At 72.1% G+C, this 25,597-nt stretch carries 25 protein-coding genes; 10 read left to right on the top strand and 15 right to left on the bottom strand.

Annotation, left to right across the window (positions count from 1 at the left end):
• The 3 genes from ACWDX9_RS37720 to ACWDX9_RS37710 form a co-directional block, all read left to right on the top strand.
• The coding region (locus ACWDX9_RS37720; protein WP_449962845.1) for an ATP-binding cassette domain-containing protein at nt 1-779 on the top strand (779 nt) is incomplete at its 5' end.
• 68 nt (nt 780-847) lie between these two features.
• A complete protein-coding gene (locus tag ACWDX9_RS37715) occupies nt 848-1,684 on the top strand; it encodes an NAD-dependent protein deacetylase (protein WP_449962842.1) in 837 nt (278 codons plus the stop codon).
• Nucleotides 1,685-1,689: 5 nt separating this feature from the next.
• Nucleotides 1,690-2,064 carry a YchJ family protein gene (locus tag ACWDX9_RS37710; RefSeq protein ID WP_350735188.1) on the top strand — a complete coding sequence of 125 codons (375 nt, stop codon included), beginning with the start codon at nt 1,690-1,692 and terminating at the stop codon, nt 2,062-2,064.
• Nucleotides 2,065-2,080: 16 nt separating this feature from the next.
• On the opposite strand, the gene ACWDX9_RS37705 is transcribed toward ACWDX9_RS37710, so the two are convergent.
• From ACWDX9_RS37705 to ACWDX9_RS37695, 3 genes are all read right to left on the bottom strand, one after another.
• Nucleotides 2,081-2,914 carry an SAM-dependent methyltransferase gene (locus ACWDX9_RS37705; protein WP_449962839.1) on the bottom strand — a complete coding sequence of 278 codons (834 nt, stop codon included), beginning with the start codon at nt 2,912-2,914 and terminating at the stop codon, nt 2,081-2,083.
• Nucleotides 2,915-3,107: 193 nt separating this feature from the next.
• Nucleotides 3,108-4,205: a glycoside hydrolase family 53 protein gene (locus tag ACWDX9_RS37700; RefSeq protein ID WP_449962836.1), complete on the bottom strand. Its 1,098-nt coding sequence runs from the start codon at nt 4,203-4,205 to the stop codon at nt 3,108-3,110.
• Nucleotides 4,206-4,215: 10 nt separating this feature from the next.
• Entirely contained in the window at nt 4,216-6,195 is a 1,980-nt protein-coding gene (locus tag ACWDX9_RS37695; RefSeq protein WP_449962833.1) for a beta-galactosidase, read from the bottom strand.
• A gap of 180 nt (nt 6,196-6,375) precedes the next feature.
• Here ACWDX9_RS37695 and ACWDX9_RS37690 point away from each other — a divergent pair, with 180 nt between their 5' ends.
• Genes ACWDX9_RS37690 through ACWDX9_RS37675 form a run of 4 tightly spaced genes read left to right on the top strand, consistent with a single transcriptional unit; the run spans nt 6,376 to nt 10,422 of the window.
• Nucleotides 6,376-7,692 (top strand): ABC transporter substrate-binding protein, encoded by a 1,317-nt coding sequence (locus ACWDX9_RS37690; protein ID WP_449962831.1) that lies wholly within the window; start codon nt 6,376-6,378, stop codon nt 7,690-7,692.
• A complete protein-coding gene (locus ACWDX9_RS37685) occupies nt 7,689-8,573 on the top strand; it encodes a carbohydrate ABC transporter permease (RefSeq protein ID WP_350735197.1) in 885 nt (294 codons plus the stop codon). The genes ACWDX9_RS37690 and ACWDX9_RS37685 overlap by 4 nt, the downstream gene beginning before the upstream one ends.
• Nucleotides 8,573-9,430 carry a carbohydrate ABC transporter permease gene (locus ACWDX9_RS37680; RefSeq protein WP_449962828.1) on the top strand — a complete coding sequence of 286 codons (858 nt, stop codon included), beginning with the start codon at nt 8,573-8,575 and terminating at the stop codon, nt 9,428-9,430. The genes ACWDX9_RS37685 and ACWDX9_RS37680 overlap by 1 nt, the downstream gene beginning before the upstream one ends.
• On the top strand, nt 9,427-10,422 hold the full coding sequence (locus ACWDX9_RS37675) for a LacI family DNA-binding transcriptional regulator (RefSeq protein ID WP_449962825.1): 996 nt from the start codon (nt 9,427-9,429) through the stop codon (nt 10,420-10,422). Before ACWDX9_RS37680 ends, ACWDX9_RS37675 begins: the two co-directional genes overlap by 4 nt.
• Nucleotides 10,423-10,458: 36 nt before the next feature.
• On the opposite strand, the gene ACWDX9_RS37670 is transcribed toward ACWDX9_RS37675, so the two are convergent.
• Nucleotides 10,459-11,865 carry an APC family permease gene (locus tag ACWDX9_RS37670; RefSeq protein ID WP_364260069.1) on the bottom strand — a complete coding sequence of 469 codons (1,407 nt, stop codon included), beginning with the start codon at nt 11,863-11,865 and terminating at the stop codon, nt 10,459-10,461.
• A 61-nt stretch (nt 11,866-11,926) separates the two neighbouring features.
• On the opposite strand from ACWDX9_RS37670, the gene ACWDX9_RS37665 reads away from it, so the two are divergent.
• From ACWDX9_RS37665 to ACWDX9_RS37655, 3 genes are read left to right on the top strand one after another with little or no spacing between them, the layout of a single operon-like run.
• Entirely contained in the window at nt 11,927-12,574 is a 648-nt protein-coding gene (locus ACWDX9_RS37665) for a nitroreductase family protein (protein WP_449962822.1), read from the top strand.
• A gap of 36 nt (nt 12,575-12,610) precedes the next feature.
• Nucleotides 12,611-13,636, top strand: a complete 1,026-nt coding sequence (locus tag ACWDX9_RS37660; protein ID WP_449962819.1) for a hypothetical protein — start codon at nt 12,611-12,613, stop codon at nt 13,634-13,636.
• 55 nt (nt 13,637-13,691) lie between these two features.
• Nucleotides 13,692-14,522, top strand: coding sequence for an SAM-dependent methyltransferase (locus ACWDX9_RS37655; RefSeq protein WP_449962816.1), 831 nt, complete (start codon nt 13,692-13,694; stop codon nt 14,520-14,522).
• Here ACWDX9_RS37655 and ACWDX9_RS37650 read toward each other — a convergent pair whose 3' ends face one another.
• The 11 genes from ACWDX9_RS37650 to ACWDX9_RS37600 all read right to left on the bottom strand — a co-directional run bounded on the left by ACWDX9_RS37650 (nt 14,523) and on the right by ACWDX9_RS37600 (nt 25,458).
• Nucleotides 14,523-15,908 (bottom strand): GH1 family beta-glucosidase, encoded by a 1,386-nt coding sequence (locus ACWDX9_RS37650; protein ID WP_449962813.1) that lies wholly within the window; start codon nt 15,906-15,908, stop codon nt 14,523-14,525.
• Nucleotides 15,909-16,386: 478 nt separating this feature from the next.
• A complete protein-coding gene (locus ACWDX9_RS37645) occupies nt 16,387-16,563 on the bottom strand; it encodes a hypothetical protein (protein ID WP_449962811.1) in 177 nt (58 codons plus the stop codon).
• On the bottom strand, nt 16,560-18,551 hold the full coding sequence (locus ACWDX9_RS37640; protein WP_449962809.1) for a beta-galactosidase: 1,992 nt from the start codon (nt 18,549-18,551) through the stop codon (nt 16,560-16,562). The genes ACWDX9_RS37645 and ACWDX9_RS37640 overlap by 4 nt, the downstream gene beginning before the upstream one ends.
• Complete coding sequence (locus ACWDX9_RS37635) at nt 18,548-19,579, bottom strand: LacI family DNA-binding transcriptional regulator (protein WP_449962806.1); 1,032 nt, start codon at nt 19,577-19,579, stop codon at nt 18,548-18,550. The genes ACWDX9_RS37640 and ACWDX9_RS37635 overlap by 4 nt, the downstream gene beginning before the upstream one ends.
• Nucleotides 19,580-19,743: 164 nt before the next feature.
• Entirely contained in the window at nt 19,744-20,745 is a 1,002-nt protein-coding gene (locus ACWDX9_RS37630) for a LacI family DNA-binding transcriptional regulator (RefSeq protein WP_449962804.1), read from the bottom strand.
• Nucleotides 20,742-21,848 (bottom strand): Gfo/Idh/MocA family protein, encoded by a 1,107-nt coding sequence (locus tag ACWDX9_RS37625; RefSeq protein ID WP_449962801.1) that lies wholly within the window; start codon nt 21,846-21,848, stop codon nt 20,742-20,744. The genes ACWDX9_RS37630 and ACWDX9_RS37625 overlap by 4 nt, the downstream gene beginning before the upstream one ends.
• Before the next feature lie 43 nt (nt 21,849-21,891).
• Nucleotides 21,892-22,740 (bottom strand): amidohydrolase family protein, encoded by an 849-nt coding sequence (locus ACWDX9_RS37620; protein WP_449962798.1) that lies wholly within the window; start codon nt 22,738-22,740, stop codon nt 21,892-21,894.
• Nucleotides 22,741-22,780: 40 nt separating this feature from the next.
• Complete coding sequence (locus ACWDX9_RS37615) at nt 22,781-23,242, bottom strand: VOC family protein (RefSeq protein WP_355200738.1); 462 nt, start codon at nt 23,240-23,242, stop codon at nt 22,781-22,783.
• Nucleotides 23,239-23,538 carry a hypothetical protein gene (locus tag ACWDX9_RS37610; protein WP_449962796.1) on the bottom strand — a complete coding sequence of 100 codons (300 nt, stop codon included), beginning with the start codon at nt 23,536-23,538 and terminating at the stop codon, nt 23,239-23,241. Before ACWDX9_RS37610 ends, ACWDX9_RS37615 begins: the two co-directional genes overlap by 4 nt.
• On the bottom strand, nt 23,535-24,518 hold the full coding sequence (locus ACWDX9_RS37605) for an alpha-ketoacid dehydrogenase subunit beta (protein ID WP_449962793.1): 984 nt from the start codon (nt 24,516-24,518) through the stop codon (nt 23,535-23,537). Before ACWDX9_RS37605 ends, ACWDX9_RS37610 begins: the two co-directional genes overlap by 4 nt.
• Nucleotides 24,511-25,458, bottom strand: a complete 948-nt coding sequence (locus tag ACWDX9_RS37600) for a thiamine pyrophosphate-dependent dehydrogenase E1 component subunit alpha (RefSeq protein WP_449962790.1) — start codon at nt 25,456-25,458, stop codon at nt 24,511-24,513. The genes ACWDX9_RS37605 and ACWDX9_RS37600 overlap by 8 nt, the downstream gene beginning before the upstream one ends.
• Nucleotides 25,459-25,597 lie beyond the last annotated feature (139 nt).

Below are 25,597 nucleotides of genomic sequence, written 5' to 3'. Positions count from 1 at the left end.
TCTGGCTGCGCCGCGACCCGCCGGCCGTCGCGGCCGTGCCACCGCACCCGGGCCCGCTCCGGGTGCTGGAGGTTCGCGGGCTGAGCGCGGGCGGGGTACGGGGGATCGACCTGCGCGTCGAGCGCGGCTCGTTCACGGTCGTGACGGGCGCGGTCGGCTCGGGCAAGACCACCCTGGTACGCGCCCTGCTCGGCCTCCTGCCGCTGGACGAGGGCACGATCTCGTGGAACGGCGTGCCCGTCAGCGACCCGGGCACGTTCCTCGTCCCCGGCCGGGCGGCGTACGCGAGCCAGGTGCCGAGGCTGTTCTCCGAGACCCTGCGCGAGAACCTGCTCCTCGGCCGGCCCGCGACCGACGCCGAGATCGGGCGGGCGCTGGAGCTGGCCGCGTTCGAGCCGGACCTGGCCGCGATGCCCGACGGCCTCGACACGGTGGTGGGGCCGCGCGGGGTGCGGCTGTCCGGCGGGCAGGTGCAGCGGGCCACCGCGGCCCGCGCCCTCGTCCGCGACCCGGACCTGCTGGTCGTGGACGACCTGTCGTCCGCGCTCGACGTCGAGACCGAGCGGCTCCTGTGGGAGCGGATCGCCGGCCACGGCACCCTGCTGGTCGTCTCCCACCGGCAGGCCGCGCTCGAACGCGCCGACCAGATCGTGGTGCTCGACCGCGGCCGGGTCGCGGGGCGCGGGCGGCTCGGCGAGCTGCTGGAGAGCTGCCCGGAGATGCGGCGGCTGTGGAGCGCCGAGCGGATCGCCGAGGCCGAGGAACGCACGGGCGACTGAGCGCGCCCGATCTCCGCGCCCGCCCGGTACCAGGGCCGGGGGACGGGCGGGCGCGGAGATCGGGCACCATGGAGGATGTGACAGTGACACGACTGGCCGAGCTGGTCGCGGGCGGAGGCGTGGCGGTGCTCAGCGGAGCGGGCCTGTCGACCGAGTCCGGCATCCCCGACTACCGGGGGCCGACCGGCCGGGCCCGGCGCGCGGAGCCGATGACGTACCAGCGCTTCGTCGGCAGCGCGCAGGCGCGGCAGCGATACTGGGCGCGCAGCCACGTCGGCTGGCGGGAGATCGGCCAGGCCCGGCCCAACGCCGGCCATCAGGCGGTGGCCGAGCTGGAGCGGCGCGGGCTGCTCGCCGGCATCGTCACCCAGAACGTCGACGGCCTGCACCAGGCCGCCGGGGCGCGGCGGGTGATCGAGCTGCACGGCGGCCTCGACCGGGTGGTGTGCCTGTCGTGCCGCGAGCGCACGCCCCGCGCCGAGCTGGAGCGGCGGCTGCGGGCCGCCAACCCCGCCTGGGAGGCCGCCGCCGCCCGGATCAACCCCGACGGCGACGCCGTGCTCACCGACGCGCAGGTCACCGGCTTCCAGGTGGTCGACTGCGTGACGTGCGGCGGGGTGCTCAAGCCCGACGTGGTGTTCTTCGGCGAGAACGTCCCCCGGCCCCGCGTGGACGAGTGCTTCTCCCTGGTGGCGGGCGCGAGCCTGCTGCTGGTGCTGGGGTCGTCGTTGACGGTCAGGTCGGGGCTGCGGTTCGTCACCAAGGCCGCCTCGCTCGGCATCCCCATCGCCATCGTCAACCAGGGGGAGACCGGCGGCGACGCCGACGCCTCGCTCACCCTGGACGCCCCGCTCGGCCCCACGCTGACCGAGCTCACGACCCGGCTGCCGGTCCCGGCACAATAGGGGTCATGCCTCGTACATGCCCGTGCGGCCTGCCCGCCTCCTACCAGGACTGCTGCGGCAGGCTCCACCGGGGCGAGGCGGCGGCCGCCACCGCCGAGCAGCTCATGCGGTCCAGATACAGCGCGTTCGGCGTGGGCGACGCCGCCTACCTGCTGCGCACCTGGCATCCGTCCGCCCGCCCGGCCCGGCTCGACCTGGACAGGAAGACGCGCTGGGTGCGGCTGGAGGTGCTGGAGACGACCGGCGGCAGCGTCGTCCACACCGAGGGCACGGTGCGCTTCCGGGCCCACTACGTCGAACGCGGCAATCCGGGGGAGATGGAGGAGAACAGCAGGTTCGTCCGTTTCGAGGGCCGCTGGGTGTACGCGGGCGCGCTGTGACCCCTCGCTGTGACCCTCATCGGGGCTTGCGCGCGACGGCGCCGGCCAGGGTGTGACGGGACAGGCCGGGCCGGGCGAGGTCGGCGGAGACCGAATGCCATTCCGGCAGCGGCACGAGCCCGGGCTCCAGCAGCTCCAGGCCGTCGAAGCAGGCGAGGATCTCCTCGCGGGTGCGCCACCGGCCGGTGCCCAGGGTCTCGTTGAACAGCTTCTCGGCGGCGTACGCCTGGGCGGACGCCTCGGGGTGCTCCGTGCCCGGGTCGTAGAAGTGGGAGACGGCCAGGTGGCTGCCGGCCGGGAGGCGGGCCATCAGGCGGGCGGCGATCCCGGCCGGGTCCTCGTGGTCGGCCAGGTGGTGCAGGATGCCGAACATCAGCAGCCCCACCGGCTCGCCGAAGTCGATGAGACGTCTGGTCTCCGGGTCGTCGAGGACCGCGTCCGGGTCCCTGACATCGGCCTCGACGACCGTGGTGTCGTCGTTCACGGCCAGCAGCGCGCGGGCGTGGACGAGCACGATCGGGTCGTGGTCGACGTAGACGACCCGGCTGCCAGGAGCGGCCGACTGGGCGATCTGGTGGACGTTGTCCCGCGTGGGCAGCCCGGAGCCGAGGTCCAGGAACTGGCGCAGCCCGGCCCGTGCCGCCAGGAACCTGACCACCCGCCCGAGGAACTCCCGGTTCGCCCGCGCCGCCTCCGCCGCGTCCGGGACGATCTCCAGCGCCCGCAGCGCCATCTCGCGGTCGGCCTCGTAGTTGTCCTTGCCGCCGAGCATGAAGTCGTAGACACGGGAGACGTTGGGCCTGGAGGTGTCGATTCCGCGCGGCGCGCGCTCAGGCCGGCGGTCGACCATGGGGCTCCTTCGGGTACGCACCGTGGTGCGGAGGTGGCGTAAAGCGATCATAGTGTCGCGGTAAGCCAGATTTCCGCAATTTCGGTAAATGCCGGTCATGGAATCCTGTCAAACCCCCGGGGCGTCCGAGGTGACGCGCACGCTGACGGCGCCCGGGACGGGACCGGGCGCCGTGAGGGGCCGGGATGGACGGTCAGGCGTGGCCGAGGACGCGCATGGCGGGCAGGGCGCGGTCGGCGTAGTCGAACAGGGCCTGGTTCTCCCAGCCGTTGCCCGACGCCGGATCCGCCGGGTCCCAGCCGTTGCCCTTGACGCCGGTCCAGGTCGCCTCCCAGGTGAACAGGCCGAGGCCCAGCCCGTCCGGGACCTGCCGGACGATGTCGGCGACCCTGGCCAGCATCGCGGCCTGGCCCTGCGGGGTCGCCGGGTAGCCGGGGTACGGCTCCGCGGAGACGATGATGTTCGGCCAGCCGTCGTCGTCCTCCGCCGTGAACGGGTAGGCCGTCTCCACCACGACCACCGGCCGCCCGTAACGGGTGGCCACGTCGTTGATGTTGGCCTGGAACGTCTCCAGGCTCCCGTGCCAGTACGGGTAGTACGACAGCCCGATCACGTCGTACCGGATGCCGTGGGCGGCGGCGTTGTCGAACCACCACCGGTACAGCCCGTTGTCGCCCCCGTTCGCCAGGTGCAGCACGACCTTGGTCGCGCGCGAGACCCGCTTGACCGCGTCGTACCCGGCGTTCAGCAGGCGGGCGGTGCCCGGCCAGTCGGCGTTGGAGCCGTCCGGCCAGAGCAGGCCGCCGTTGATCTCGTTGCCCACCTGCACCATGTCCGCCGTGGTGCCCTGGCGGCGCAGGGCGGCGAGCACGTCGTAGGTGTGGTCGTACACGGCCCGCGCGAGCTGGTCGAGCGTGAGCGACTCCCACGCGGCGGGCTTGAACTGCTTGCCCGGGTCCGCCCAGGTGTCGGAGTAGTGGAAGTCCACCAGCAGCTTCATGCCCTGCGCCTTGGCCCGCTTGGCGACCGGGAGGATCCGCGCCTTGGTGTTGTAGCCGTCGGCCGGGTTCACCCAGACCTTGAGCCGGATGTAGTTGAGCCCGGCGTCCGACAGGATGCGCAGCGCGTCGCCCTCGCGGCCGCGGGCGTCGCGGTAGACGCCGCCGTACGCCTCCGACTTGGCGAGGCTGGAGACGTCCGCGCCCCTGATCCGCAGCACCCCCGCCTGGGCCGGGTGCGCGACGGTCAGGGACGCGAGCACTAACAGGAGCGTGGTCAGGATGCGTTTCATCGAGGTCTCCCTAGGGGGTGGTGGCGACGACCGTGACCGCGCCGGGCGCGACGGTGACCGATCCTTCGTGCCGTACGCCGTCGAACACGCTGGTCCCGGTCACCCCCTCGACCGTCACGGGCTCGTCGCCGTGGTTGATCAGGAAGACGTGGCGGCCCCGGCGGACGAGTTCGAGGGTGTCGGGGAGGCCGCGCGGCCGGGACACGTCCGCGTGGTCGAGCACCTGGCCGAGGAGCTCGCGCAAGCCGGTGACGGGTGCGGTGGCGAGGTACCAGGCGGAGCCGGCGCCCAGGTCGTGGCGGGTGACGGCGGGGTGTCCCGCGTCGGGTCCGGTGGCGAAGTCCCGTACGGCGACCGCGCCCGCCGGGTGGATCCGCTCGGACCAGATCCGGGCCGTGCCGCCGCCCGCCAGCGTCACCGTCTCGTGCTCGCGCAGCGGGTGGAACTCCTCGATCGACAGGCCCAGGAGCTCGCGCAGCGCGCCGGGGTGGGCGCCCGGATGGATGGTGTCGTGCTCGTCGACGATGCCGGAGAAGTAGGAGACGAGCAGGTTGCCGCCCGCCTCCACGTACCGGTGGAGGTTCTTGGCGGACGCCTCGGTCAGCAGGTACGAGCTCGGCGCCACCACCACCCGATATCCCGAAATATCGGCGGAAGGGTGGACGAAGTCCACCGTGACGTGCTCCCGCCACAGCGCCTCGTAGAAGGCGTCCATCCGCTCCCTGAACGTCAGGTCCACCGACGGCCGCCAGTCCAGCTCCAGCGCCCAGTACGACTCCCAGTCCCAGACGACCGCCACCTCGGCCCGCACCCGGCTGCCCCGCAGCTCGGCCAGCCCGCGCAGGTCGGCGCCCAGCCGGACCACCTCGCGCCACTGCTCGGAGCCGGTCCCCGCGTGCGGCACCATCCCCGAGTGGAACTTCTCGGCCCCGAACCGCGAGGCCCTGAACTGGAAGAACAGCACGCTGTCCGAGCCGCGGGCCACGTGCGCCAGGCTGTTGCGGCGCATCTCGCCGGGGCGCTTGGCGATGTTGCGCGGCTGCCAGTTGACCGCCCCCGCCGAGTGCTCCATGAGCATCCACGGCGCGCCGCCCGCCACCGAGCGGGCCAGGTCGGCGGACATGGCCAGGTCGATGTGGTTGTCCGGCCGCTCGGCCCGGAGGTAGTGGTCGTTGGCGACCACGTCCAGCTCGCGGGCCCACTGCCACAGGTCGGTGGACTTGCAGTTCACGGTGCCGGCGAAGTTCGTGGTCACGGGGATGCCGGGGGTGAGCTCGTGCAGGATGTCGCGCTGGAGCGCGTAGTGCTCGCGGTGCTGGCCGTCGCTGAAGCGGGCGTAGTCGAGGCGCTGGGCCGGGTTGACGACCGTGTGGTTGAACCGGGGGGCGTCGATCTCCGCCCAGTCGGTGTACGTCTGGCCCCAGAACGTGGCGCCCCAGGCCTCGTTCAATGCGGAGACATCCCGGTAGGTGGCTTTCAGCCAGCCGCGCCAGGCCGCCACGCTGTGCTCGCAGTAGCACTCGCCGAGCGGCGCCCCGTACTCGTTGTGCACGTGCCACATGACCACGGCCGGATGCCCGCGATAGTGCTCGGCCAGCGCGCGCACCAGCCGCGCGGTCGCCTCGCGGAAGGCCGGGGCGCTGGAGCAGGCGCTCTGCCTGCCGCCGAACCCGATCCGCGTCCCCTCCCTGGTCACCGGCAGTACGTCCGGATTTTTCCGGATGAACCAGGCGGGCGGGGCGGCGGTCGGCGTGGCCAGGTCGACGGCGACCCCCGCCTCGTGCAGCCGGTCGACGATCTCGTCCAGCCACCCGAACTCGTAGCGCCCCTCCGCGGGCTCCATCAGCGCCCACGAGAACAGGCCCAGGCTGACCAGGTTGACCCCGGCCTCGCGCATCAGGGCCACGTCCTCCTCCAGGATCTCGCGTGGCCACTGCTCCGGGTTGTAGTCGCCGCCAAAGGCGATGCCGGCAGGACGCTCCGGATACATCCATCCCCCTAGAGAAGCTCTTCTGTGAACGTGCACAGTAGCGTCCACCCGGTCTCCCCGGGAACAGCCGCCCTGACTTATCCCGATAATGGCTGATTAACGAGAGCATAACGACCCCTTGACTGGCGTTTCGCGGCTGTTTCACTCTGTGCACGTTCACAGAACTTTCTGGAGGTACGCATGCGCGCCAACCGCCTCGGAGCCGCCCTGGCCGTCGTGCTCACGGCTGCTCTCGCGAGCTGCGGGTCCAGCGAACCCGCCCGAAGCACCGAGGCGGCGCAGAGCCCCACGGCCGCCGCCAAGGGACCGGTCAAGCTGACGTACTGGACCTGGGCCCCCAACATGGACAAGATCGCCGCAGTCTGGAACCAGTCGCACCCGGACATCCAGGTCACGGTCAGCAAGCAGGCGGGCGGTGACGACGCGGCGGCCAAGTTCCTCACCGCGGCCAAGGCCGGCAACCCGCCGGACCTGGTGCAGGCCGAGTACCAGCACCTTCCCTCGTTCGTCGCCGCCGACGCGGTGGCCGACATCAAGGCCGAGACCGCCTCGATCAAGGGCGAGTTCGCCGAGGGCCTGTGGGGCCTGGTCACGCTCGGCACGGAGGGCGTGTACGGGATCCCGCAGGACAGCGGCCCGATGATGCTCTTCTACCGCAAGGACCTGTTCGACAAGTACGGCATCGCGGCCCCCAAGACCTGGCAGGAGTACGCCGACGCCGCGCGCACCGTGCACAGGAAGGACCCGAAGGTGTACCTCGGCACGTTCTCCAGCAAGGATCCGGGAGCGTTCACGGGCCTGGCCCAGCAGGCCGGGGCCCAGTGGTGGTCGATCAGCGGCGAGTCCTGGAAGGTCGGCATCGCCGACGAGCCCACCAAGAAGGTCGCCGACTACTGGGGCGGCCTGGTCAAGGAGGGCGTCATCGACGACATGCCGTTCTTCACCCCCGAGTGGAACAAGGCGCTCAACGACGGCAGGCTGCTCACCTGGCCGTCGGCGGTCTGGGCGCCGGGCGTGCTGGCGAGCAACGCGCCCAAGGCCAAGGGCAAGTGGGCCGCCGCGCCGCTGCCGCAGTGGAACGCGGGCGAGAGCTTCAGCGGCTTCTGGGGCGGCTCGTCCACGGCCGTGTCCGCCAAGACGCCGAACAGGGCCGCCGCCGCCCAGTTCGCCACCTGGATGAACACCGACCCCGCCGCCCTGGACCTGCTGGTCAAGGAGGCCGCCATCTACCCGGCCGCCACCAAGGCCCAGTCGTCGCTCGGCCAGGCGCCCGACTACTTCTCCAACCAGCCCGACTTCTGGCAGCAGGCCGCCGCCGTCTCCGCCGTCGCCCGCGGCTTCACCTTCGGCCCGAACGTCGGCGTGACGTACAACGCCTTCAAGGACAACTTCGACAAGGCCGTGCAGAACAAGTCATCGTTCTCCGACGCGGTCCAGGGCATGCAGGACGCGACCGTCGCCGACATGCGCAAGTCCGGATTCCAGATCGCCTCATGAAGAAGTCCGGGAGGGGGGCGTGGCCGTACCTGTTCCTGACCCCCGCGATCGTGCTGTTCACGCTCTTCCTCGCGGTCCCCATCGGGTACACCGTCTGGCTGGCGACGCGCCGTACCAAGGTGTCCGGGCTCGGGCTGGGCAGGGGCGCGCGGAAGGAGATCTTCGTCGGCTTCGACAACTTCTCCGCCGCCCTGTCCGACCCCGAGCTGTGGCACGGCTGGCTGCGCGTGCTCGGCTACGGCGCGCTGGTGCTGGTCGTGATGCTGGGGCTGGCCCTGCTGTTCGCGCTGCTGCTGGACTCGGCGCGGGTGCGGCTGGCCCGGTTCTCGCGGATCGCGATCTTCCTGCCGTACGCGGTGCCGGGGGTGGCCGCCACGCTGCTGTGGGGCTTCCTCTACCTGCCCTCGCTCAGCCCCATCAGGGACGTCCTGGACATCGACTTCCTCGGCGCGAGCACCGTCACGTTCTCCATGGCGAACGTGGCGGTGTGGGGCGGGACCGGCTTCAACATGCTCGTGCTCTACACCACGCTCCGGGCGATCCCGCGCGACCTGTACGAGGCCGCGCGGCTGGACGGCGCGTCCGAGCTCCAGATCGCCCTGCGGGTGAAGATCCCGATCCTCACCCCGGCGATCATCCTGACCACCGTCTTCTCGATCATCGCGACCATCCAGGTGTTCACCGAGCCCACCGCGCTGCGGCCGCTGACCAACACGATCAGCTCCACGTGGAGCCCGCTCATGAAGGTCTACCGCGACGCCTTCGTCACCGGCGACCTGTACTCGGCAGCCGCCACCTCGATCGTCATCGCGGCGATCTCGCTCGTCATGTCGTTCGGGTTCCTGCGCGTGGTCCGCAACCGCGCCTTCGGGGAGGGCTGATGGCCACGACACACCGCGCGACGGTCGCGCGCACGCCGTGGGGGGTGGCCCCGACCGGGCTGCTCCTGCTCGGCGCGATCTACTGCCTGTTCCCGGTGCTCTGGGTGCTGATCGCGGCGACCAAGTCGCCGGGCGAGCTGTTCACCACCTCGACGCTGGCCTTCGGCACCGGGTTCGCCGACAACGTGACCGAGCTGTTCGCCTACCGGGACGGGGTGTTCTGGCTGTGGGCGGCCAACACGATGCTGTACGCGGGCGGCGGCGCGCTGCTGTCGACCGCGGTCTCGGCGATCTCGGGGTACGCGCTGGCGAAGTTCCGCTTCCCCGGCCGCGACCTCATCTTCAACCTGCTCATCGGCGGCATCCTCGTGCCGGCCGTGGTGCTGGCGATCCCGCAGTACCTGCTGTTCTCCAAGGTCGGGCTGGCCGACACCTACTGGGCGGTCCTGCTGCCGCAGATCCTGCACCCGTACAGCATCTATCTGGCCCGCATCTACGCCACGGCGGCCATCCCCGACTCGCTGCTGGAGGCGGGGCGGATCGACGGGGCCACCGAGTGGCGGCTGATGTACCGGGTGGCCCTGCCGCTGATGGTGCCGGGCATGGTGACGATCTTCCTGTTCCAGTTCGTGGCCATCTGGAACAACTTCCTGCTGCCGTTCATCATGCTCGGCGACGACGGCAAGTTCCCGCTCACGGTGGGCCTGTTCACGCTGCTGGAGTCGGGGGCGAACCAGCCCTCGCTCTACAACCTGATCCTCACCGGGGCCTTCCTGTCGCTCGTCCCCTTGATCGCGCTCTTCCTCACGATGCAGCGATACTGGAAGACCGACCTGTCCTCCGGAGCCGTGAAATGAAGCGCCCTACGATCCACGACGTCGCCGCCGCCGCGGGAGTGTCCCGCGGCACGGTGTCCCGGCTGCTCAACGGCGACAAGTACGTCAGCCCGGCGGCACGCGTGGCCATCGAGCGGGCCATCTCGGAGACCGGCTACGTGGTCAACCGGGCCGCCCGCAGCCTCGTCACCCAGCGCACCGGATCGATCGTGATGGTGCTGTCGGAGCCGCACGAGAAGCTGTTCGAGGACCCCAACTACAGCACGACCATCCGGGTCGCCATCAGGATGCTGGCCGAGCGGGACCTGTCGCTGGTGATGATGCTGGCGGGCGACGAGGGCGACCGCGAGCGGGTGGTCCGCTACGTCCGGGGCGGCCACGCCGACGGGGTGCTGCTGATGTCGACGCACGCCGGTGACCCGTTCATCGACGCGCTGCGTTCGGGTCCGCCCGCGGTCTCCTGCGGCGCCGTCATCGGCAGCGAGGGCGTCATCCCGTACGCCGCCGCCGACGAGCGCCTGGGCGGCCGCCAGATGACCGAATACTTCGTGAACCAGGGCCGCAGGCGCATCGCCATGATCACCGGCCCGATGGACACCCCGGGCGGCATCCAGCGCCTGGAGGGCTTCGCCGACGTGCTGGGCCGCAAGGCGACGAAGAAGCTGATCGCGCACGGGGACTGGACGCAGGCCAGCGGCGAGCGCGCGATGACCGAGCTGCTGGCCCGCACGCCCGACCTCGACGCCGTCTTCGTGGCCTCCGACCTGATGGCCGCCGGCGCCCTGGCCGCCCTGCGGGCGGCGGGCCGCCGGGTGCCGGACGACGTGGCGGTGGGCGGCTTCGACGACTCGTCGGTGGCCCTCTCGACGCACCCGCCGCTGACCACGATCCGCCAGCCGCTGGCGGAGGTGGCGCAGGAGACCGTACGCCTGCTGCTCGCGCTCATCGACGGCGCCGAGCACGTTGATCCGGTGGTACTGCCCACGGAGCTGGTGATCCGCGAGTCGGCCTGATCCGGTGAGCCGCCGGGCGCGTGCCCGACGGCCCGGTCAGCCGGCGTTCGCGTTCTCCTTCCTGCGGGCGTACCAGGTGAGCACCCAGAGCACCAGGCCGAGCGCGAGCAGCACGCCCGCGATCTCGTACTGGCCGGAGGGACGTCCGGAGGACCACGGCAGGACCAGGTACAGGCACGTGATCGCGCCCACCACGGGCAGGACGCGCCCCGCGCTGAAGTGCTCGGTCGCGGCCCGTTCCCTGCGCAGGACGAGAACGGACACGTTGACCAGCGTGAAGACCGCCAGCAGGAGCAGCGAGGTCGTCCCGCCCAGCAACGACACGACCGGGCTGTCGGGACTCAGCGAGACGAACGTGATCAGCCCGAGGGCGATCACGGTGGTGAACACGATCGCCGCCTGCGGTGTGCGCCGCCCCGGGTGCACCTTGGCCAGGAAGGGCGGCAGCACGCCCTGCTTGCCCATGCCGTAGAGCAGCCGGCTGGCCATCAGCATGTTGATCAACGCGGAGTTCGCCACGGCGAACATCGAGATGAATGGCAGCAGATCGGAGATCGGAAAGCCGGGGGCCGCGGTCTGCACCACCGTCGCGAGCGGGGTCTCGCTCTCGGAGAGCTGTCCGACGGGGACCACGGCGACGGCGCAGATGGACACGAGCACGTAGATCAACCCGGTGATCCCGAGCCCGGTGAACATCATGCGAGGGAAGATCCGGGCCGGATTCTTGGTCTCCTCCGCCATGTTGACCGAGTCCTCGAACCCGACCATGGCGAAGAAGGCCAGCGACGTGGCCGTGCTGACCGCCAGGAACACGCTCTTGTCGGAGGCGGTCTCGAAGGTGACGACGCGGGAGAAGTCGGCGTTCCCGCCGAGGATGAAGAACAGGCTGACCAGGATGACGATCAGCAGACCTGAGAGCTCGACCGCGGTGAGCAAGACGTTGATCTTGACGCTCTCGCCGACGCCGCGGAGGTTGACGGCCAGGACCAGGAGCATGAACGCCAGCGCGATCAGCAGGATGACGCCGTTGCCGACGTCCAGGCCGAAGCCGGTGGCGAGGTTGGCGGCGAAGGCCCGGGACGCCGCCGAGGCAGAGGTGATGCCGGAGCACATCACCGCGAAGCACACCAGGAAGGTCAGAAGGTGTTTGCCGAAGGCCCTGTGCACGTACAGCGCGGCTCCCGCGGCCTGCGGGTATTTCGTCACCAGCTCCAGGTACGAGCACGCGGTGATCAACGCGACGGCGAAGGCGATGGCGAACGGCAGCCAGGCGGCGCCACCCACCTCGCCGGCGATCTCGCCGGTCAGCGCGTAGATCCCGGTGCCGAGAATGTCGCCGACGATGAACAGCAGCAACAGGCCGGGGCCCATCACCTGCTTCAGACTCGGCTCGTCGGCGCCGCTGGTCTCCTCGGCCGGACTGGGGGGTCTGGTTTGGGACATGCGTTAGTCCTTCTCGCTGGGAGCCACGGGGAAACCGTGATCGCGGGGGCATGATGGCCGTATGACGATCGAACTGAGCCCGGACGAGCTGCTCACCACCACGCGCAGCGTGCGCAGGCGTCTCGACCTCACCCGCCCCGTTCCCCTGGAGCTCGTGCGCGAGTGCCTCGAGGTCGCGCTCCAGGCGCCCAGCGGCGGCAACCGGCAGGGGTGGCACTGGATGGTCGTGACCGATCCCGAGCTGCGCAAGGCGATCGGCGGCTACTACGAGCGCTCGCACCAGGCGTACTTCGAGTCCGGCTCCTCCGCGCGGGCGCTGTTCCAGGACGACCCGGTCCGGGCGGCGCAGCAGCGGCGGGTGGGCGACAGCTCGCTGTACCTGGCCGAGCACATGGGGGACGTGCCCGTGCTGGTGATCGGATGCATCACGGTGTCGGGCGACGGGCTGCCCCAGGGGAACCAGGCCGGGCTGTGGGGGTCGCTGCTGCCCGCCGCGTGGAGCTACATGCTGGCCGCCCGCGCCCGCGGGCTGGGTACGGCGTGGACGACGCTGCACCTGGCGTACGAGAGCGAGATCGCCGAGCTGCTCGGCATCCCCGGCGACGTCCGCCAGGGCGTGCTGGTCCCGACCGCCTACTTCCTCGGCGAGACGTTCGCCCCGGCGAAGCGGCAGCCGCTCGACGAAGTGCTTCACGTCGATCGCTGGTAGGCGCACAGTAGGAGGGTCCGGGAGAAGGAGGCACTCGTGATCCTGCCGACGTCGCTGGTCGGGAGCTACCCGCAGCCGGAGTGGCTGATCGACCGGGCCAGGCTCGCCGGGCGGTTCCCGCCGCGCGTACGGGCCAGGGAGCTGTGGCGGATCCCGCCCGAGCACCTGGCCCAGGCCCAGGACGACGCCACCGAGCTGGCGATCAGGGCCCAGGAACGCGCCGGGCTCGACATCCTCACCGACGGCGAGATGCGCCGCGAAAGCTACTCCAACCACTTCGCCACCGCCCTGGAGGGCGTCGACCTTGACAACCCGGGCACGGCACTCGACCGCAGCGGCCACCCGAACCCCGTCCCGCGCATCGTCGGCCCGATCCGCCGCCCGGCCCCCGTCCAGGTGGGCGACCTGCGGTTCCTGCGCGCGCGCACCGATCGCCCGGTCAAGATGACGGTGCCGGGGCCGTTCACCATGAGCCAGCAGGCGCAGAACGACCACTACCCGGACGCCGAGGCCGCCGCGATGGACTACGCGGCGGCGGTCAACGCCGAGATCCGCGACCTGTTCGCCGCCGGGGCCGACATCGTGCAGATCGACGAGCCGTACATGCAGGCCAGGCCCGAGGCCGCGCGCGCCTACGGGCTGGCCGCGCTCAACGCCGCCCTCGACGGCGTCACCGGCACGACGGCGGTGCACATCTGCTTCGGGTACGCCGCCATCATCCACGAGCGGCCGGAGGCGTACTCGTTCCTGCCCGAGCTGGCCGGATGCCCGGTGCGGCAGGTGTCGATCGAGACCGCGCAGTCGGGGCTGGACCTCGGCGTGCTGTCCGACCTCAAGGACAAGACGGTCATCCTCGGGGTGATCGACCTGTCCACACCGGAGGTCGAGCCGGTCGAGGTGGTGGCCGGGCGGGTGCGCAGGGCGTTCGGCCACGTGCCGCCCGATCGGATCGTCATCGCGACCGACTGCGGGATGAAATATCTGCCGCGCGAGTCGGCCAAGGGCAAGATGCGGGCGATGGCCGAAGCCGCTCGCCTGTTGCGTCACGAAATATCGGCATAAATCGGGGGTTGCCAATTAGGATCATGGCTCCACCCATCCGACCAAGGAGCCGACAGTGCCCGAGAGCGAGCAGGAGCGCGCGCCTCGCGGGATCGACACCAGCAAGCCCAGTGTCTCCCGCGTCTATGACTACATGCTCGGCGGCAAGGACAATTACGAGATCGACCGCCACGTGGCGGCGGCCGCTCTCAAGGTCGCGCCCGACGCGCCCGAGGCGGCCATGGCCAACCGGGAGTTCCTGCGGCGCACGGTCCACTTCCTGGCGGCCGAGGCGGGCATCCGCCAGTTCCTGGACATCGGCTCCGGCCTGCCGACGCAGGGCAACGTCCACGAGATCGCCCAGGCGGTGGCGCCGCAGTCGCGGGTCGTCTACGTGGACCACGACCCGATCGTGCTCGTCCACGGCCGCGCCCTGCTCGCCGTGGACGCCAGCACCACGATCGTCGAGGCCGACGCCCGCGAGCCGGAGAAGATCCTCGACGACCCGAAGACGCGCTCGCTGATCGACTTCAGCGAGCCGGTCGGGCTGCTGATGTTCGGGATCCTGCACCACCTGGGCGACGACGAGGACCCGGCCGGCGTCGCGGCCGCGCTCATCGGGCCGCTCGCCCCGGGCAGCCACGTGGTGATCTCGCACTTCCACAACCCGGGTGAGGAGCACCCCGAGGTGTCGAAGCAGGCGTACGAGGCGGAGCGGATCTTCAACGAGCACCTCGGCACCGGCCGGTGGCGCACCCGCGAGGAGATCCTCGCCTACTTCGACGGTCTCGAACTGCTGGAGCCCGGCCTGGTGCCGCTGCCCGAGTGGCGCCCGGGCCCCGACGACCGCGCCACGCCGGGCATCACGTACCACACCTTCGTCGGAGGCGTGGCCCGCAAACCCTAGCTAGGCGGGCAGTTTTCCGGTGGCGACCACGTCGCGGTACCAGTGGGCGCTGTCCTTCCAGGTGCGCTCGAGCGTGTCCGGGTCCACCCGCACGATCCCGAACCGCTTGGCGTACCCGTGCGCCCACTCGAAGTTGTCCATCAGCGACCACACGAAGTATCCACGTACGTCGGCCCCCGCCGAGATCGCCTCGGCCACGGCGGACAGGTGACGGTGCAGGTAGTCGACGCGCCGCTCGTCCCGGATCCGCCCGTCGGGGTCGACGACGTCGGCGAAGGCCGCGCCGTTCTCGGTGATCATCGTGGGCATGGACGGGTAGTCGCGGTGCAGCCGCAGCAGCAGCTCGGTCAGGCCGGTCTCGTCGATGTTCCAGCCCATCTCGGTGTACGGGCCAGGCTGGGGGACGAACTCGACGTCGTCGCAGGCGATCCACGGCGACGCGGCCCCGTCCTGGTGCCCGTCGGCGGTCGCCCGCTCGGAGGATCCGTCCCACTGGCGGACCAGCGTCGGGTTGTAGTAGTTGACCCCGAGCATGTCCAGCGGCTGGCACGCGGTGGCCTCGTCGCCGTCGCGCACGAACGACCAGTCGGTCACGGCGGCGGTGTCGGCGATGAGGTCGCGCGGGTAGGCGCCCTCCAGCATGGGACCGAGGAAGGCCCGGTTGGCCAGCGCGTCCGCGCGGCGTACGGCGTCGGCGTCCTGGTCGGACACGCCGCGCACGTGGTGCAGGTTGAGCGTGACCGACATCTGGGCGGCCGGGTCGACGACCGCGCGCAGCGCCTGCACGGCCAGGCCGTGGCCGAGGTTGAGATGGTGGACGGCGGCCAGGGCGGCGGCGGGCTCGGTCCTCGCGGGGGCGTGCACGCCGGAGGCGTAGCCGAGGTAGGCCGAGCACCACGGCTCGTTCAGGGTGATCCAGGTGCGGACGCGGTCGCCGAGCGTGCGGCCCATGAGGTCGGCGTACTCGGCGAAGCGGTGGGCGGTGTCGCGGTTCGGCCAGCCGCCCGCGTCCTCCAGCTCCTGCGGCAGGTCCCAGTGGTAGAGGGTGGCGACGGGGGCGATGCCGCGGGCGAGCAGCCCGTCCACCAGCCGTGAGTAGAAGTCCAGGCCCGGCTGGTTGGCCCGGCCGCCCGGCTGCACGCGCGGCCAGGAGATCGAGAACCGGTACGCGCCCACGCCCAGGCCGGCGAGGATGTCCAGGTCCTCCTCCAGCCGGTGGTAGTGGTCGCAGGCCACGTCACCGGTGTCGCCGCCCGTCACCAGTCCCGGGGTGTGGGAGAAGGTGTCCCAGATCGACGGGCCGCGGCCGTCCTCGTTCCAGGCGCCCTCGACCTGGTAGGCGGCGGTGGCGGTGCCCCACAGGAAGTTCTCGGGGAAGGTGGTCATTCAAACTCCTTTTATGGATGCTCGGGCTTTCAAGCCAGAGAGAAAGGGACACCCGCATAGCGAGGCAGGAAAGGCGGTTCGCCGTCCGGCGAGCCGGCTTCAGGGCGCGCAAAGGCGATCTTCATTTTTGAGCGTGTAGGCGTAGCCGTCCGCTCGCTGGAGGACGAACACGCGGGGTGCGGTCTCACGACCAGGTTCTCCCCTTGCGGGGGTGACGCCCGTCGCGCCAGGTGATGCGTGGCGGGTCTCCCCTCGACCATGTTGGGCACTCCGCTGCCCGAAGACCTCCGCGTCCCGTTTCGTCCCTGCTCCAGGGTTGTCTGCTGACGCGGATTCCAGGGTCCGTCGCTGAGGAAGCACGGCGGAGTGGATCTGCTGACGTGTGTCCAACATAGCCACCAAGGTCACCTCCCTCATTGGTGGTGGCTGGGTCTGGTCACTCCGGCTCGCTCCGTTCTGGCGGGGCAAGCCCCAGCCCTCAGACCGGGGAGCGAGTGACGCTGCTCCTCACAGGGTGATCTCGAGGTCGTCGCTGGAAGGCCGGGCGGCCCAGGATCCGCAGCGAGCGGGCGTCGGCGGTCACGTCGTGCGCCGCCGTGGCGTAGTCGGCCCGCACCCCGGGACGCAGCCGCCAGTAGCCGTCCTTGAACTTCATTCCGCTCCTCGAACGAGGGCCGCGACCGCCTGCGGCGCCAGCGTGACCTGGCCGTCCACGGCGGATCCGGTCAGCAGGTCGGTGGCCGGGTGGAGGAGCGGCACGCGCGCCGCCTCCGAGCCGTGGTTGAGCAGGAACAGCACCTCGCCGCGGCGTACCGCCTCGACCCCGGGCGGCAGGTCCGGCAGGACTTCCCGCACGCCCGCGTCGGCCAGCGCCCGCGCGGCCAGCTCGCCGAGCGCGTCCGGCTCGGGCATCGTCGCCACGTACCACGCGACCCCCTGCCCGGCCCGATGCCGCAGCACCGCCGGCCCGCCTCCGGCGAACTCGGCCACCGTCTCGGCCCCCTCCGCAGCCACCAGCTCGGTCCAGGTGTGCGCCGTGAACTCCGCCCCGGTGGCCCACCGGCAGCGCACGGGCCCGTCCACGGGCCGCCACTCCTCGCCGGACGCGCCGAGCACCTCGCGCAGCGGCGCGGGGAACCGTCCGGTACGCACGTGCGCCCGCTCGTCCACGATCCCCGAGAACGGGCCCACGACCAGAACCCCGCCGCCGCGCACGTAGGCGGTCAGAGCCGCGGCGTCCTCGTCGCGGATCAGGAACAGGTTCGGCACCACGACCAAGGCATAGCCGCGCAGGTCGGCCGACGGGGGCACCAGGTCCACGGTCACGCCGCGCTCCCAGAACGGCAGGTAGTAACCGAAGAGCTGGTCCGTCGCGTTCAGGCGGTCGCTCGGCCGGCCGCGCTCCTCCAGCGCCCACCAGCTCGCCCAGTCGAACACCATCGCCACCCGCGCGGGCACCGGCTGCCCCGCCACGGACGCCAGTTCGCGCAGCTCCCGGCCGTGCGCGCGGACCTCGGCGTGCAGGCGGGTGTCCGGTCCCGCGTGCGGGAGCATCGCGGAGTGGAAGCGCTCGGCGCCGAACCGGGAGGCCCGCCACTGGAAGTAGCACAGCCCGTCCGCGCCGCGGGCGAGCGCCTGCAGCGACTCCAGCCTGAGCCGGCCGGGCGGTTTGGGCGGGTTGTGCGGGCGCCAGTTGACCGCGCCGGCGGCCTGCTCCATCAGCAGCCACGGCCTGCCCTTGGCCAGGCCGCGCATGAGGTCGTGGGTGAGGGCCGTGCGGGCGGGCGCGAGCGGGTCCGAGGGGTCGGGGTAGTGGTCGTTGGAGACGATGTCCTCCTCGTCCGCCCATGACCAGTAGTCGACCGGCTTGAACAGGCCCATGAAGTTGGTGGTGACCGGGATATCGGGGGTCCTGGCCCGGAGGAGGTCGCGTTCGGCGCGGAAGTGGGCGAGCAGCGCGTCGGAGCCGAAGCGCCGCCAGTCGAGTTGCTGGGAGGGGTTGATGATGTACGGGGCGCGGCGCGGGGTGAGGATCTCGGCCCAGTCGCTGTAGCGCTGGCTCCAGAACGTGGTGCCCCACGCCTCGTTGAGCGCGTCCAGGTCGCCGTAGCGCTCCCGCAGCCAGGCGCGGAACGCCTCGGCGGAGTCGTCGCAGTGGCAGACCTGGCCGTACTCGTTGCCCACGTGCCACAGCGCCAGGGCCGGGTGGCCCGCGTACCGGTCGGCCAGGTCGTTCACGATCGCCAGCGCCCGCTCCCGGTAGACGGGGGACGACGGGCAGAACTGGTTGCGCGAGCCGTACCAGAGGCGGTGCCCGGCCTCGTCGACCGGCAGGGTCTGCGGCCACCGGTGCCCCAGCCACGGCGGCGGCGAGGCGGTGGGGGTGGCCAGGTCCACCGCGATCCCGGCCTCGGCCATGAGGTCGAGCACCCGGTCCAGCCAGGCGAAGTCCCGCTTGCCCGGCTCCGGCTCGATGCGCGCCCAGCTGAAGACGCCGACCGTGACGAGGTTGACCCCGGCGGCCCGCATCAGCTCGACGTCCTCGGCCCACACGTGCTCGGGCCACTGCTCGGGGTTGTAGTCGCCGCCGAACAGCAGCCCGCGCCCGGCGGTGAGCGTGTGCGTGCCCAGTCGTCCCGTCACGATCCGGTCCTTTCGCCTTCGCGGGGTGGGGCGGAGCTGTCGCCGACCACGAGGCGGCAGGGCAGCAGCCGCTGCGCGGGCGGCCCGTCGTCCTCCAGCCGGTCGATGAGCATGCGGGCGCCGAGGCCGCCCAGCTCGGCGCTCGGCGGCTCCAGCGTGGTGAGCCTGGGGTGGAACATCTCGGCGACCCGCGCCGACGACAGCACCAGCAGCAAGGTCAGGTCCTCGGGGATCCGCCAGCCGCGCGCCGCCACGGCCGCGATCACCCCGACCGCCGCGTGGTCGTCCATCACCGCCAGCGCCGTCGTGTCGGGATGCGCGGCGACCAGCCGCTCGAACGCCTGCCTGCCCTCGTCGGCCGAGCCGGGCCGGAAGTCGTCGACGTAGCCGATCCCGGCCGCGCGGGCGGCCTCGGCGAACTCCGCCCCGGCCCGGATCGCGGGCCCGTACCGCGCCGCGTGCCGGTCGGCCGAGAGGTTGAAGAAGGCCAGCTTGCGGTGCCCGAGCCCGGCCACGTGCGCCACGGCGGCCGCGGCCGTGGCCGCGAAGTCGATGTCGGCGTAGTCGATCGCGCCCGGGTCGCGGGTCCGCCCGATCATGCTGAACGGCACGCCCGCCTCCAGGAGGAACTCCGTGCGCTCGTCGTCCAGCCCGACCTCCATCAGCAGCACGCCGTCCACCAGCCCGAGCCCCGTGAGGTGGCGCAGCTCCTCGACCGGCTCGGCGTGCTCGGGGGAGAGCAGCAGGTGGTAGCCCAGCTCGCGGGCCGCCTCCGCGGCGCCGGTGGCGAACTGCATCTCGGTCAGCCCGAAACCGCTGCGCGGGGTGGGGTACAGCAGGGCCAGGATGCGGGTGCGCTTGCTCTGCAGGCCGCGGGCCAGCAGGCTCGGACGGTATCCCAGCTCGGCCGCCGCCTGCTCGATCCGCCGCCGGGTGTCCGCCGCCACGGGGCGGGTGCCGTTGAGCGCGGCGGACACGGTGCTCACCGCGACTCGCGCCCGCTCCGCCACGTCACGTATCGAAGACATGCCACTGCCGATCCGCTCGGGTCGAAACGTTTCGCACAACGTAGGACGCGGTTTGCGGGGCTGTCAATGGGGTGGAATCGGTCGTCCCAAATTACGGGCCTACGCGCAGGGCGTCGCCCGCCTCCCGGCCGGGCCCGCAGCGGATCTTCGTGACGCCTGACGGCTCAGGGCGGGGGAGCCGTGGACCGGCGCTGGATCAGCTCGATCGGCCCGGCCAGCACCTCCGCCACCGTGTCGTCCGGCTTCAGGCCGGCCAGCAGGGTCACGCCGCGGCGGCCCAGCTCGCCCAGCGGCATGCGCACCGTCGTGAGCGCGGGGTTGAGGTAGCCGGCCAGCTCCAGATCGTGCACGGCGACGATCGAGACGTCCCGCGGGATCTCCAGCCCGGCCGCGCGCACGCCCTCCATCGCCCCGATGGCCGAGGCCACGTTGGCGACGAACACCGCCGTCGGCCGCTCGGGGATGGCCAGCAGCCGGGCCATCGCCGCAGCCCCGCCCGCCGGCGTGTAGTCGGCCGCCACGATCGGCCCCTCCGGCAGCCCGGCCTCGCGCATCGCCGCCGAGTAGCCCGCCGACCTGCGCGTGGCCGTGTCGGCGCGCGACGGGCCCGCCAGGTGGGCGATGCGGTGGTGGCCCAGGCGTACGAGGTGCTCCACCGCCAGCGCGGCGGCCCGCGCGTCGTCGAGGATGACGTAGCGCTTGACGCTCCTGCTGCGGTTGTTGAGCATGAGCCACGGGATGGCGGACCGGTCGAGCTGCGCGATGAGCCCCGACTCGTCGCCGGTCCCGGCCAGCAGCAGGCCGTCGATGCGGCCCTGCCCGATCCGGTCCATGTAGTCGCCCAGCGCCGCGCCCGACGCGCTGCCGGTGACGAGCACGTAGCCCTGCGAGGCCGCCTCCGCCTCCGCGCCCTTGATGATCTCCGCGTAGACCGGGTTGGCGAAGTCGGGGATGAACAGCCCGAACATGTGCGCCCGTGACGTGCGCAGGCTCCGCGCGGCCACGTTGGGCCGGTAGCCGAGCTCCTCGACCGCCGCCAGCACCCGCTCCCGCGTCTCGGGCCGGATGTTGAGCGTGGGGTCCTTGTTGACGACGCGGGAGACGACCGCCCGGTCGACCTTGGCGACGGCGGCGACGTCGGCCAGCGTGACCCGGGAACGCTTCATGACGACGATCCTCCCCTGTCCGCCGGGCGGCAGCGCACGCTCTCGCCGGTGTCCATCGAGCGGTAGAGCGCGTCGAGCAGGCGCAGCGTGCCGAGGTTGTCGGCGCCGGAGGTCTCCGGCTCGCCGCCCTCCGCGACGGCCCGCAGCAGCGAGCCCATCGGCCCGGCCACCGCGTCCGGCAGCCACCGCCCGGTCACCGGGTACGGCAGCCAGCCGTCCGTCGGCAGCGCCCGGCTGTGCACGGCCAGGGTGTCGGGGCGGCCGTGCGGGTAGTCGTACAGCAGGCCGAGCGTGCCCTTGATCACGCCTTCCGTGCCGTCGACGCGGAAGGACGCCTCCTGGTCGCCGGCGCGGTTCTCGTGCGTGACGTGCACGAGCGCCCGCAGGTCGCCCGGGTACACCAGCGTGCTCATCGTGCGCGTCTCACCCTTGGCGAGCTGGCCCGGCGTGCGGCTGCCGGTGCAGAAGACCAGCTCGGGGTCGCCCAGGATCGAGCGGATCGCGTCCAGGTAGTGGATGGAGTGGTAGACGATCTCCAGCCGGTCGGTGGTGACCAGCCAGTCCCAGGCGCTCCAGTCGGTGAGGATGTTCACGGTGAACGTCATCGCCGTCGGCTCGCCGATCCAGCCCGCGCGCACCATGGCCCGGGCGGCGGCGATGCCCTCGTCGAAGCGGAGCTGCTGGTTGACCGCGACCTTCAGGCCGCTGGCCGCGGCCAGGTCGACGATGCCCCGGCCGGTCGCCACGTCGGGTGCGAACGGCTTCTGGCACATCAGGTGCTTTCCGGCCGCCAGCGCCGCCCGCGCGATGCCGGGCTGCGCGCCGGGCGCGACGGCGATGTCCACCACGGCCACGCGCTCGTCGGCCAGCAGCTCCTCCAGCGAGCCGTACGTCCTGGGCACCCCGTGCCGCCGGGCCACCTCGGCGGCGCGATCGGCGTCGAGGTCGTACAGGCCGGTCACCTCCAGCCCGGCCTGCCGGTAGGCGGGCAGGTGGGCCACGTCCACGATGGCCCCGGCGCCGACGACGGCGACGGGCAGGCGGTGCGCGGCCGGGATGGACAGGTCGGCCGCGGCGGAGATGGGCGCGAACACGTCGATCACGCGGCGGCCTCCCGGGTGAGGAGGCCGGGGACGTGGCGGCGGGTCATGGCGCCTCCTGGAGGCCGTAGAAGCGGGTGGCGGTGCCGCCGAGCACCGCCGCGCGGTCGGCGGGCGAGAGCCCCGACAAAAGGACGTTCGTCTCCCGCCACACCTTCGCGTAGTCGCCGGCGAGCAGCGCCACCGGCCAGTCGCCGCCGAACATCAGCCGCTCGGCGCCGAACGCCTCCAGCGCGTGCTCCACGTAGGGCCGCAGGTCCCCGGCCGTCCACGTCGCCGCGTCGGCCGCGGTGTTCAGGCCGGAGACCTTGGCGTACACGCCCGGGCACTCGGCCGCGCGGGCGAGCAGGGACGCCCACGGCTCCCAGCCCTTCTCCTCGATCGGCGGCTTGGCCAGGTGGTCGATCACCATCCGCAGCCCGGGCACCCGCTCGGCCAGCACCGGCACGTGCTCCAGGTGCCGCGGCAGCACCGCCACCACGTCGAACGGCAGCCCGGCCGCGGCCAGCAGCCCGAGCCCCTCGATCACCGGGTCCTGGAGCACCCAGTCGGGGTCGGGTTCATCGTGGATGAGATGCCGCACCCCCGCGAACCTGGGATGCCGCCGGTACCGCTCCAGCGCTTCGGCCGCCTCGCCGGGCCTGTGCAGCGGCACCCAGCCCACCACCGCGCCGATGAAGTCGTGCGCGTCGGCCTGCGCGAGCATGGCGTCGGTGTCGGCGTAGGAGTCCATCGACTGCACCAGCACCGTGCGGCCGACCCCGGCCGCCGCGAGCTGGGGGATGAGCTCCGCCGGCTCGAACGTGCGGTGGATCGGCCCCTGCTCGGGCGTCAGCCACGGGTACGAGCCCGTCTCCAGGTTCCAGAAGTGCTGGTGGGCGTCGACGACGGTCATCCAGCCTCCTCACGTGATCAATCGTTTGAGCGTGCACATATTAGGGGTTATCCGGCGGTTGTACGAGCTCCAGCGTGATGTCGTCGGGGTCGAGGAAGTAGCAGGCGTAGCCGCCCCGGTTCACCCCCGCGGTGATCGCCTCGGGCGGGTTGACGAAGCGCACCCCGGCCGCCGCCAGCCGGGCGTGCTCGGCCGGGGCGTCCTCGACGGTGAGCGCCAGGTGCGCGGCGCCCGGCAGGTGGCGGGCCGGGTCGCGCGGGGCGCCCCTCGGCCGTACGTACTCGACCAGCTCCAGGTCGTGCGTGGAGACGCCGCGGGGCTGGCCGGGCACGGCGAGCTGGGCCACGCGCAGCACGGCGTCGGGGTAGCCGACGAGCCTGCGGGTGTAGTCGTTGTCCTGCTCCTGCCGGTGCACCAGCGCGAACCCGAGCAGGTCGCGGTAGAACTCCACGGACCTGTCGAGGTCGGAGACCGTGAAGGAGAAGTGCCAGACGCCTCTCATCGCAGCGCCTCCTGTCTGAGGGTCGGTCGCGGTTTCGGCTCGCGCACGCGGCGCACCTGTCTCTGCCTGCCCGCCACGGTGTAGATGGCGGCGGCCACCACGACCGTTCCCACGATGACCCCCTGGTAGTTGGCGCCCAGGTTGACCACGTTGAAGCCGTTGTCCAGGGTGACCAGGATCAGCGCCCCCACCACGGACTTCAGCACGCTGCCCAGGCCGCCGAACAGCGAGGTGCCGCCGCCGCAGGCCGTCGCGCCGGCGATCAGGGCGGCGGCGACGAGGAATGACTTCTTCATGGTGCTCCTGCTTGGGTCAAACGTTTGACTTCGTGAGCGATCCGCGTGGCGTCGGGGACCAGGGCCTGCGCGAGGACCGGCGCCGCGGGCATTCGCACGTCGGGCGCGCCGATCCGGATGGGCGGCGCGGCCAGCGCCACCCCGGCGCCCGCGACCCGGGCGACGACCTCGGCGCCGAAGCCGCCGGTGACGTTCGCCTCGTGGACGACCGCCAGCCTGCGGGTGCGGCGCGCGCTCTCGATCACGGCCCCGGTGTCGAACGGGTTGAGCCACGGCGTCTCCAGCACCTCGGCCTCGACCCCCTCGCCGGCCAGGGCCTCGGCCGCCTCAAGCACCCGGTGCGTCATCGCGCCCCAGGTGACGAGCGTGACGTCGGAGCCCGCGCGGCGGGTGCGCGCCCCGCCCATCGGCTGGACCGGGCCGTCCGTCCTGACCGGCTCCTTCGGGCCGAAGTACAGCGTGCGGTTCTCGACCACCAGCACCGGGTCGTCGCCGTGCACGGCCGTCACCAGCAGGTCGTAGGCGTCCTGCGGCGTGCTCGGCATGCACACCCGCAGTCCCGGCACGTGCAGGAACAGCGCCTCCAGGCACTGCGAGTGCTGCGCGCACGCGCCGGGCGCGTTGCCCTGCTGGGTGCGGATGGTCAGCGGGGCCCGCAGCCGCCCGCCCGACACGTAGCGGACGTTGGCCGCCTGGTTGACGATCTGGTCCAGCGCCACCAGCGAGAAGTCGGCCCACATGATCTCGACGATCGGGCGGCGGCCGAACATCGCCGCGCCCACCGCGCTGCCGAGGATCGCCGACTCGCTGATCGGGGTGTCGAACACGCGGTCGCCGTACTGCTTGCGCAGGCCCCTGGTCACGCCGAACACGCCGCCGGGCACGGCGACGTCCTCGCCGTACACCAGCGTCTCCGGCAGCTCCTCCATGAGGCGGTGCAGGGCCGCGTTCACGGCCTCGCCGTAGGACAGGTCAGGCATACAGGTGCTCCCTTGCGGTGGCGGGGTCGGCGAGGGGCGCGGCCAGCGCGCGCTCGGCGGCGGAGGCCATCTCGGCCCGCGCCCCGCGCTCCACGGCGTCCAGGTCGGCGGCCGGCACCCCGTCGGCGAGCAGGCCCTCGCGCAGCCGGGCGATCGGCTCGCGCCTGCCGATCCGCTCCAGCTCGCCGGGCTGCCGGTAGGTCTCCGCGTCGCCGATGTAGTGGCCGACCAGGCGCTCGGTCATGCACTCCAGCAGCGTCGGCCCGCCGCCCTCGCGGGCCACCTCCAGCGCGTCGCGCACGTGGAAGCGCACGGCCTCCACATCGTTGCCGTCGACGCGGTGACCCGGCATCCCGTACGCGGCGGCGCGGTCGGCCAGGCGCGGGTTGCGCACCATGTCGGCGATCGGGGTCAGCTCGGAGTAGCGGTTGTTCTCGCAGACGAACACCACGGGCAGGGAGAACGCGGCGGCGAAGTTCATCGCCTCGTGCACCGCGCCCTGGTTCATCGCGCCGTCGCCGAAGACGCTCACGGCCACCCGGTTCGAGCCGTCGTGCCGGCCGGCCAGCGCCGCCCCGCACGCGATCGGCGCGCCCGCGCCCACGATCGAGTTCTCGCCGTGGAAGCCGTACTCGGCCGCGGTGAAGTACGCCGAGCCGCCCCGGCCGCCGTTCACGCCCGTCGCCCGGCCCGCCAGCTCCGCGAACAGCGCCTGCGCGGGCACGCCCCTGGCCAGCGCCCAGCCGTGGCCGCGGTAGGTCGCGAACAGCGCGTCGTGCGGCTCCAGCACGTCGCACGCGCCCACCGGGACGGCCTCCTGCCCGACGCACAGGTGCACCGAACCGACGATCGGCCCTTCAGCCCGCAGGTCGCGCACCTTCTCCTCGAACGCGCGGATCCGCCACATGGCCAGCAGGTCCGCGAGCCTCCGTTCACTCATCACTTCTCCAGGCTTCGAGCGCCGCGGCGCAGATCGCCTCGGCGTCGCCGATGTAGGACTCGGGCGGGATGGGCAGCGCGCCCAGACTCGCCAGATCGTCCGGTCCCGCCACGTCGCGCAACGCGTCGGCCAGCGCCCG

It is taken from the genome of Nonomuraea sp. NPDC003201, from assembly GCF_053590415.1.
Note: the sequence above shows the minus strand (reverse complement) of the source record. Positions and strands in the feature narration are given on the sequence as shown.

Excerpts from the sequence above, each read along its gene's own strand:
- ACWDX9_RS37630 (WP_449962804.1), bottom strand. The coding sequence starts at position 20,745 with ATGAAGCGTTCCCGGGTCACGCTGGCCGACGTCGCCGCCGTCGCCAAG.
- ACWDX9_RS37650 (WP_449962813.1), bottom strand. The coding sequence starts at position 15,908 with ATGACCACCTTCCCCGAGAACTTCCTGTGGGGCACCGCCACCGCCGCC.
- ACWDX9_RS37600 (WP_449962790.1), bottom strand. The coding sequence starts at position 25,458 with ATGAGTGAACGGAGGCTCGCGGACCTGCTGGCCATGTGGCGGATCCGC.
- ACWDX9_RS37615 (WP_355200738.1), bottom strand. The coding sequence starts at position 23,242 with ATGAGAGGCGTCTGGCACTTCTCCTTCACGGTCTCCGACCTCGACAGG.
- ACWDX9_RS37690 (WP_449962831.1), top strand. The coding sequence starts at position 6,376 with ATGCGCGCCAACCGCCTCGGAGCCGCCCTGGCCGTCGTGCTCACGGCT.
- ACWDX9_RS37610 (WP_449962796.1), bottom strand. The coding sequence starts at position 23,538 with ATGAAGAAGTCATTCCTCGTCGCCGCCGCCCTGATCGCCGGCGCGACG.
- ACWDX9_RS37700 (WP_449962836.1), bottom strand. The coding sequence starts at position 4,205 with ATGAAACGCATCCTGACCACGCTCCTGTTAGTGCTCGCGTCCCTGACC.
- ACWDX9_RS37675 (WP_449962825.1), top strand. The coding sequence starts at position 9,427 with ATGAAGCGCCCTACGATCCACGACGTCGCCGCCGCCGCGGGAGTGTCC.
- ACWDX9_RS37695 (WP_449962833.1), bottom strand. The coding sequence starts at position 6,195 with ATGTATCCGGAGCGTCCTGCCGGCATCGCCTTTGGCGGCGACTACAAC.
- ACWDX9_RS37680 (WP_449962828.1), top strand. The coding sequence starts at position 8,573 with ATGGCCACGACACACCGCGCGACGGTCGCGCGCACGCCGTGGGGGGTG.
- ACWDX9_RS37645 (WP_449962811.1), bottom strand. The coding sequence starts at position 16,563 with ATGAAGTTCAAGGACGGCTACTGGCGGCTGCGTCCCGGGGTGCGGGCC.
- ACWDX9_RS37605 (WP_449962793.1), bottom strand. The coding sequence starts at position 24,518 with ATGCCTGACCTGTCCTACGGCGAGGCCGTGAACGCGGCCCTGCACCGC.
- ACWDX9_RS37620 (WP_449962798.1), bottom strand. The coding sequence starts at position 22,740 with ATGACCGTCGTCGACGCCCACCAGCACTTCTGGAACCTGGAGACGGGC.
- ACWDX9_RS37635 (WP_449962806.1), bottom strand. The coding sequence starts at position 19,579 with ATGTCTTCGATACGTGACGTGGCGGAGCGGGCGCGAGTCGCGGTGAGC.
- ACWDX9_RS37715 (WP_449962842.1), top strand. The coding sequence starts at position 848 with ATGGAGGATGTGACAGTGACACGACTGGCCGAGCTGGTCGCGGGCGGA.
- ACWDX9_RS37670 (WP_364260069.1), bottom strand. The coding sequence starts at position 11,865 with ATGTCCCAAACCAGACCCCCCAGTCCGGCCGAGGAGACCAGCGGCGCC.
- ACWDX9_RS37665 (WP_449962822.1), top strand. The coding sequence starts at position 11,927 with ATGACGATCGAACTGAGCCCGGACGAGCTGCTCACCACCACGCGCAGC.
- ACWDX9_RS37685 (WP_350735197.1), top strand. The coding sequence starts at position 7,689 with ATGAAGAAGTCCGGGAGGGGGGCGTGGCCGTACCTGTTCCTGACCCCC.
- ACWDX9_RS37710 (WP_350735188.1), top strand. The coding sequence starts at position 1,690 with ATGCCTCGTACATGCCCGTGCGGCCTGCCCGCCTCCTACCAGGACTGC.
- ACWDX9_RS37705 (WP_449962839.1), bottom strand. The coding sequence starts at position 2,914 with ATGGTCGACCGCCGGCCTGAGCGCGCGCCGCGCGGAATCGACACCTCC.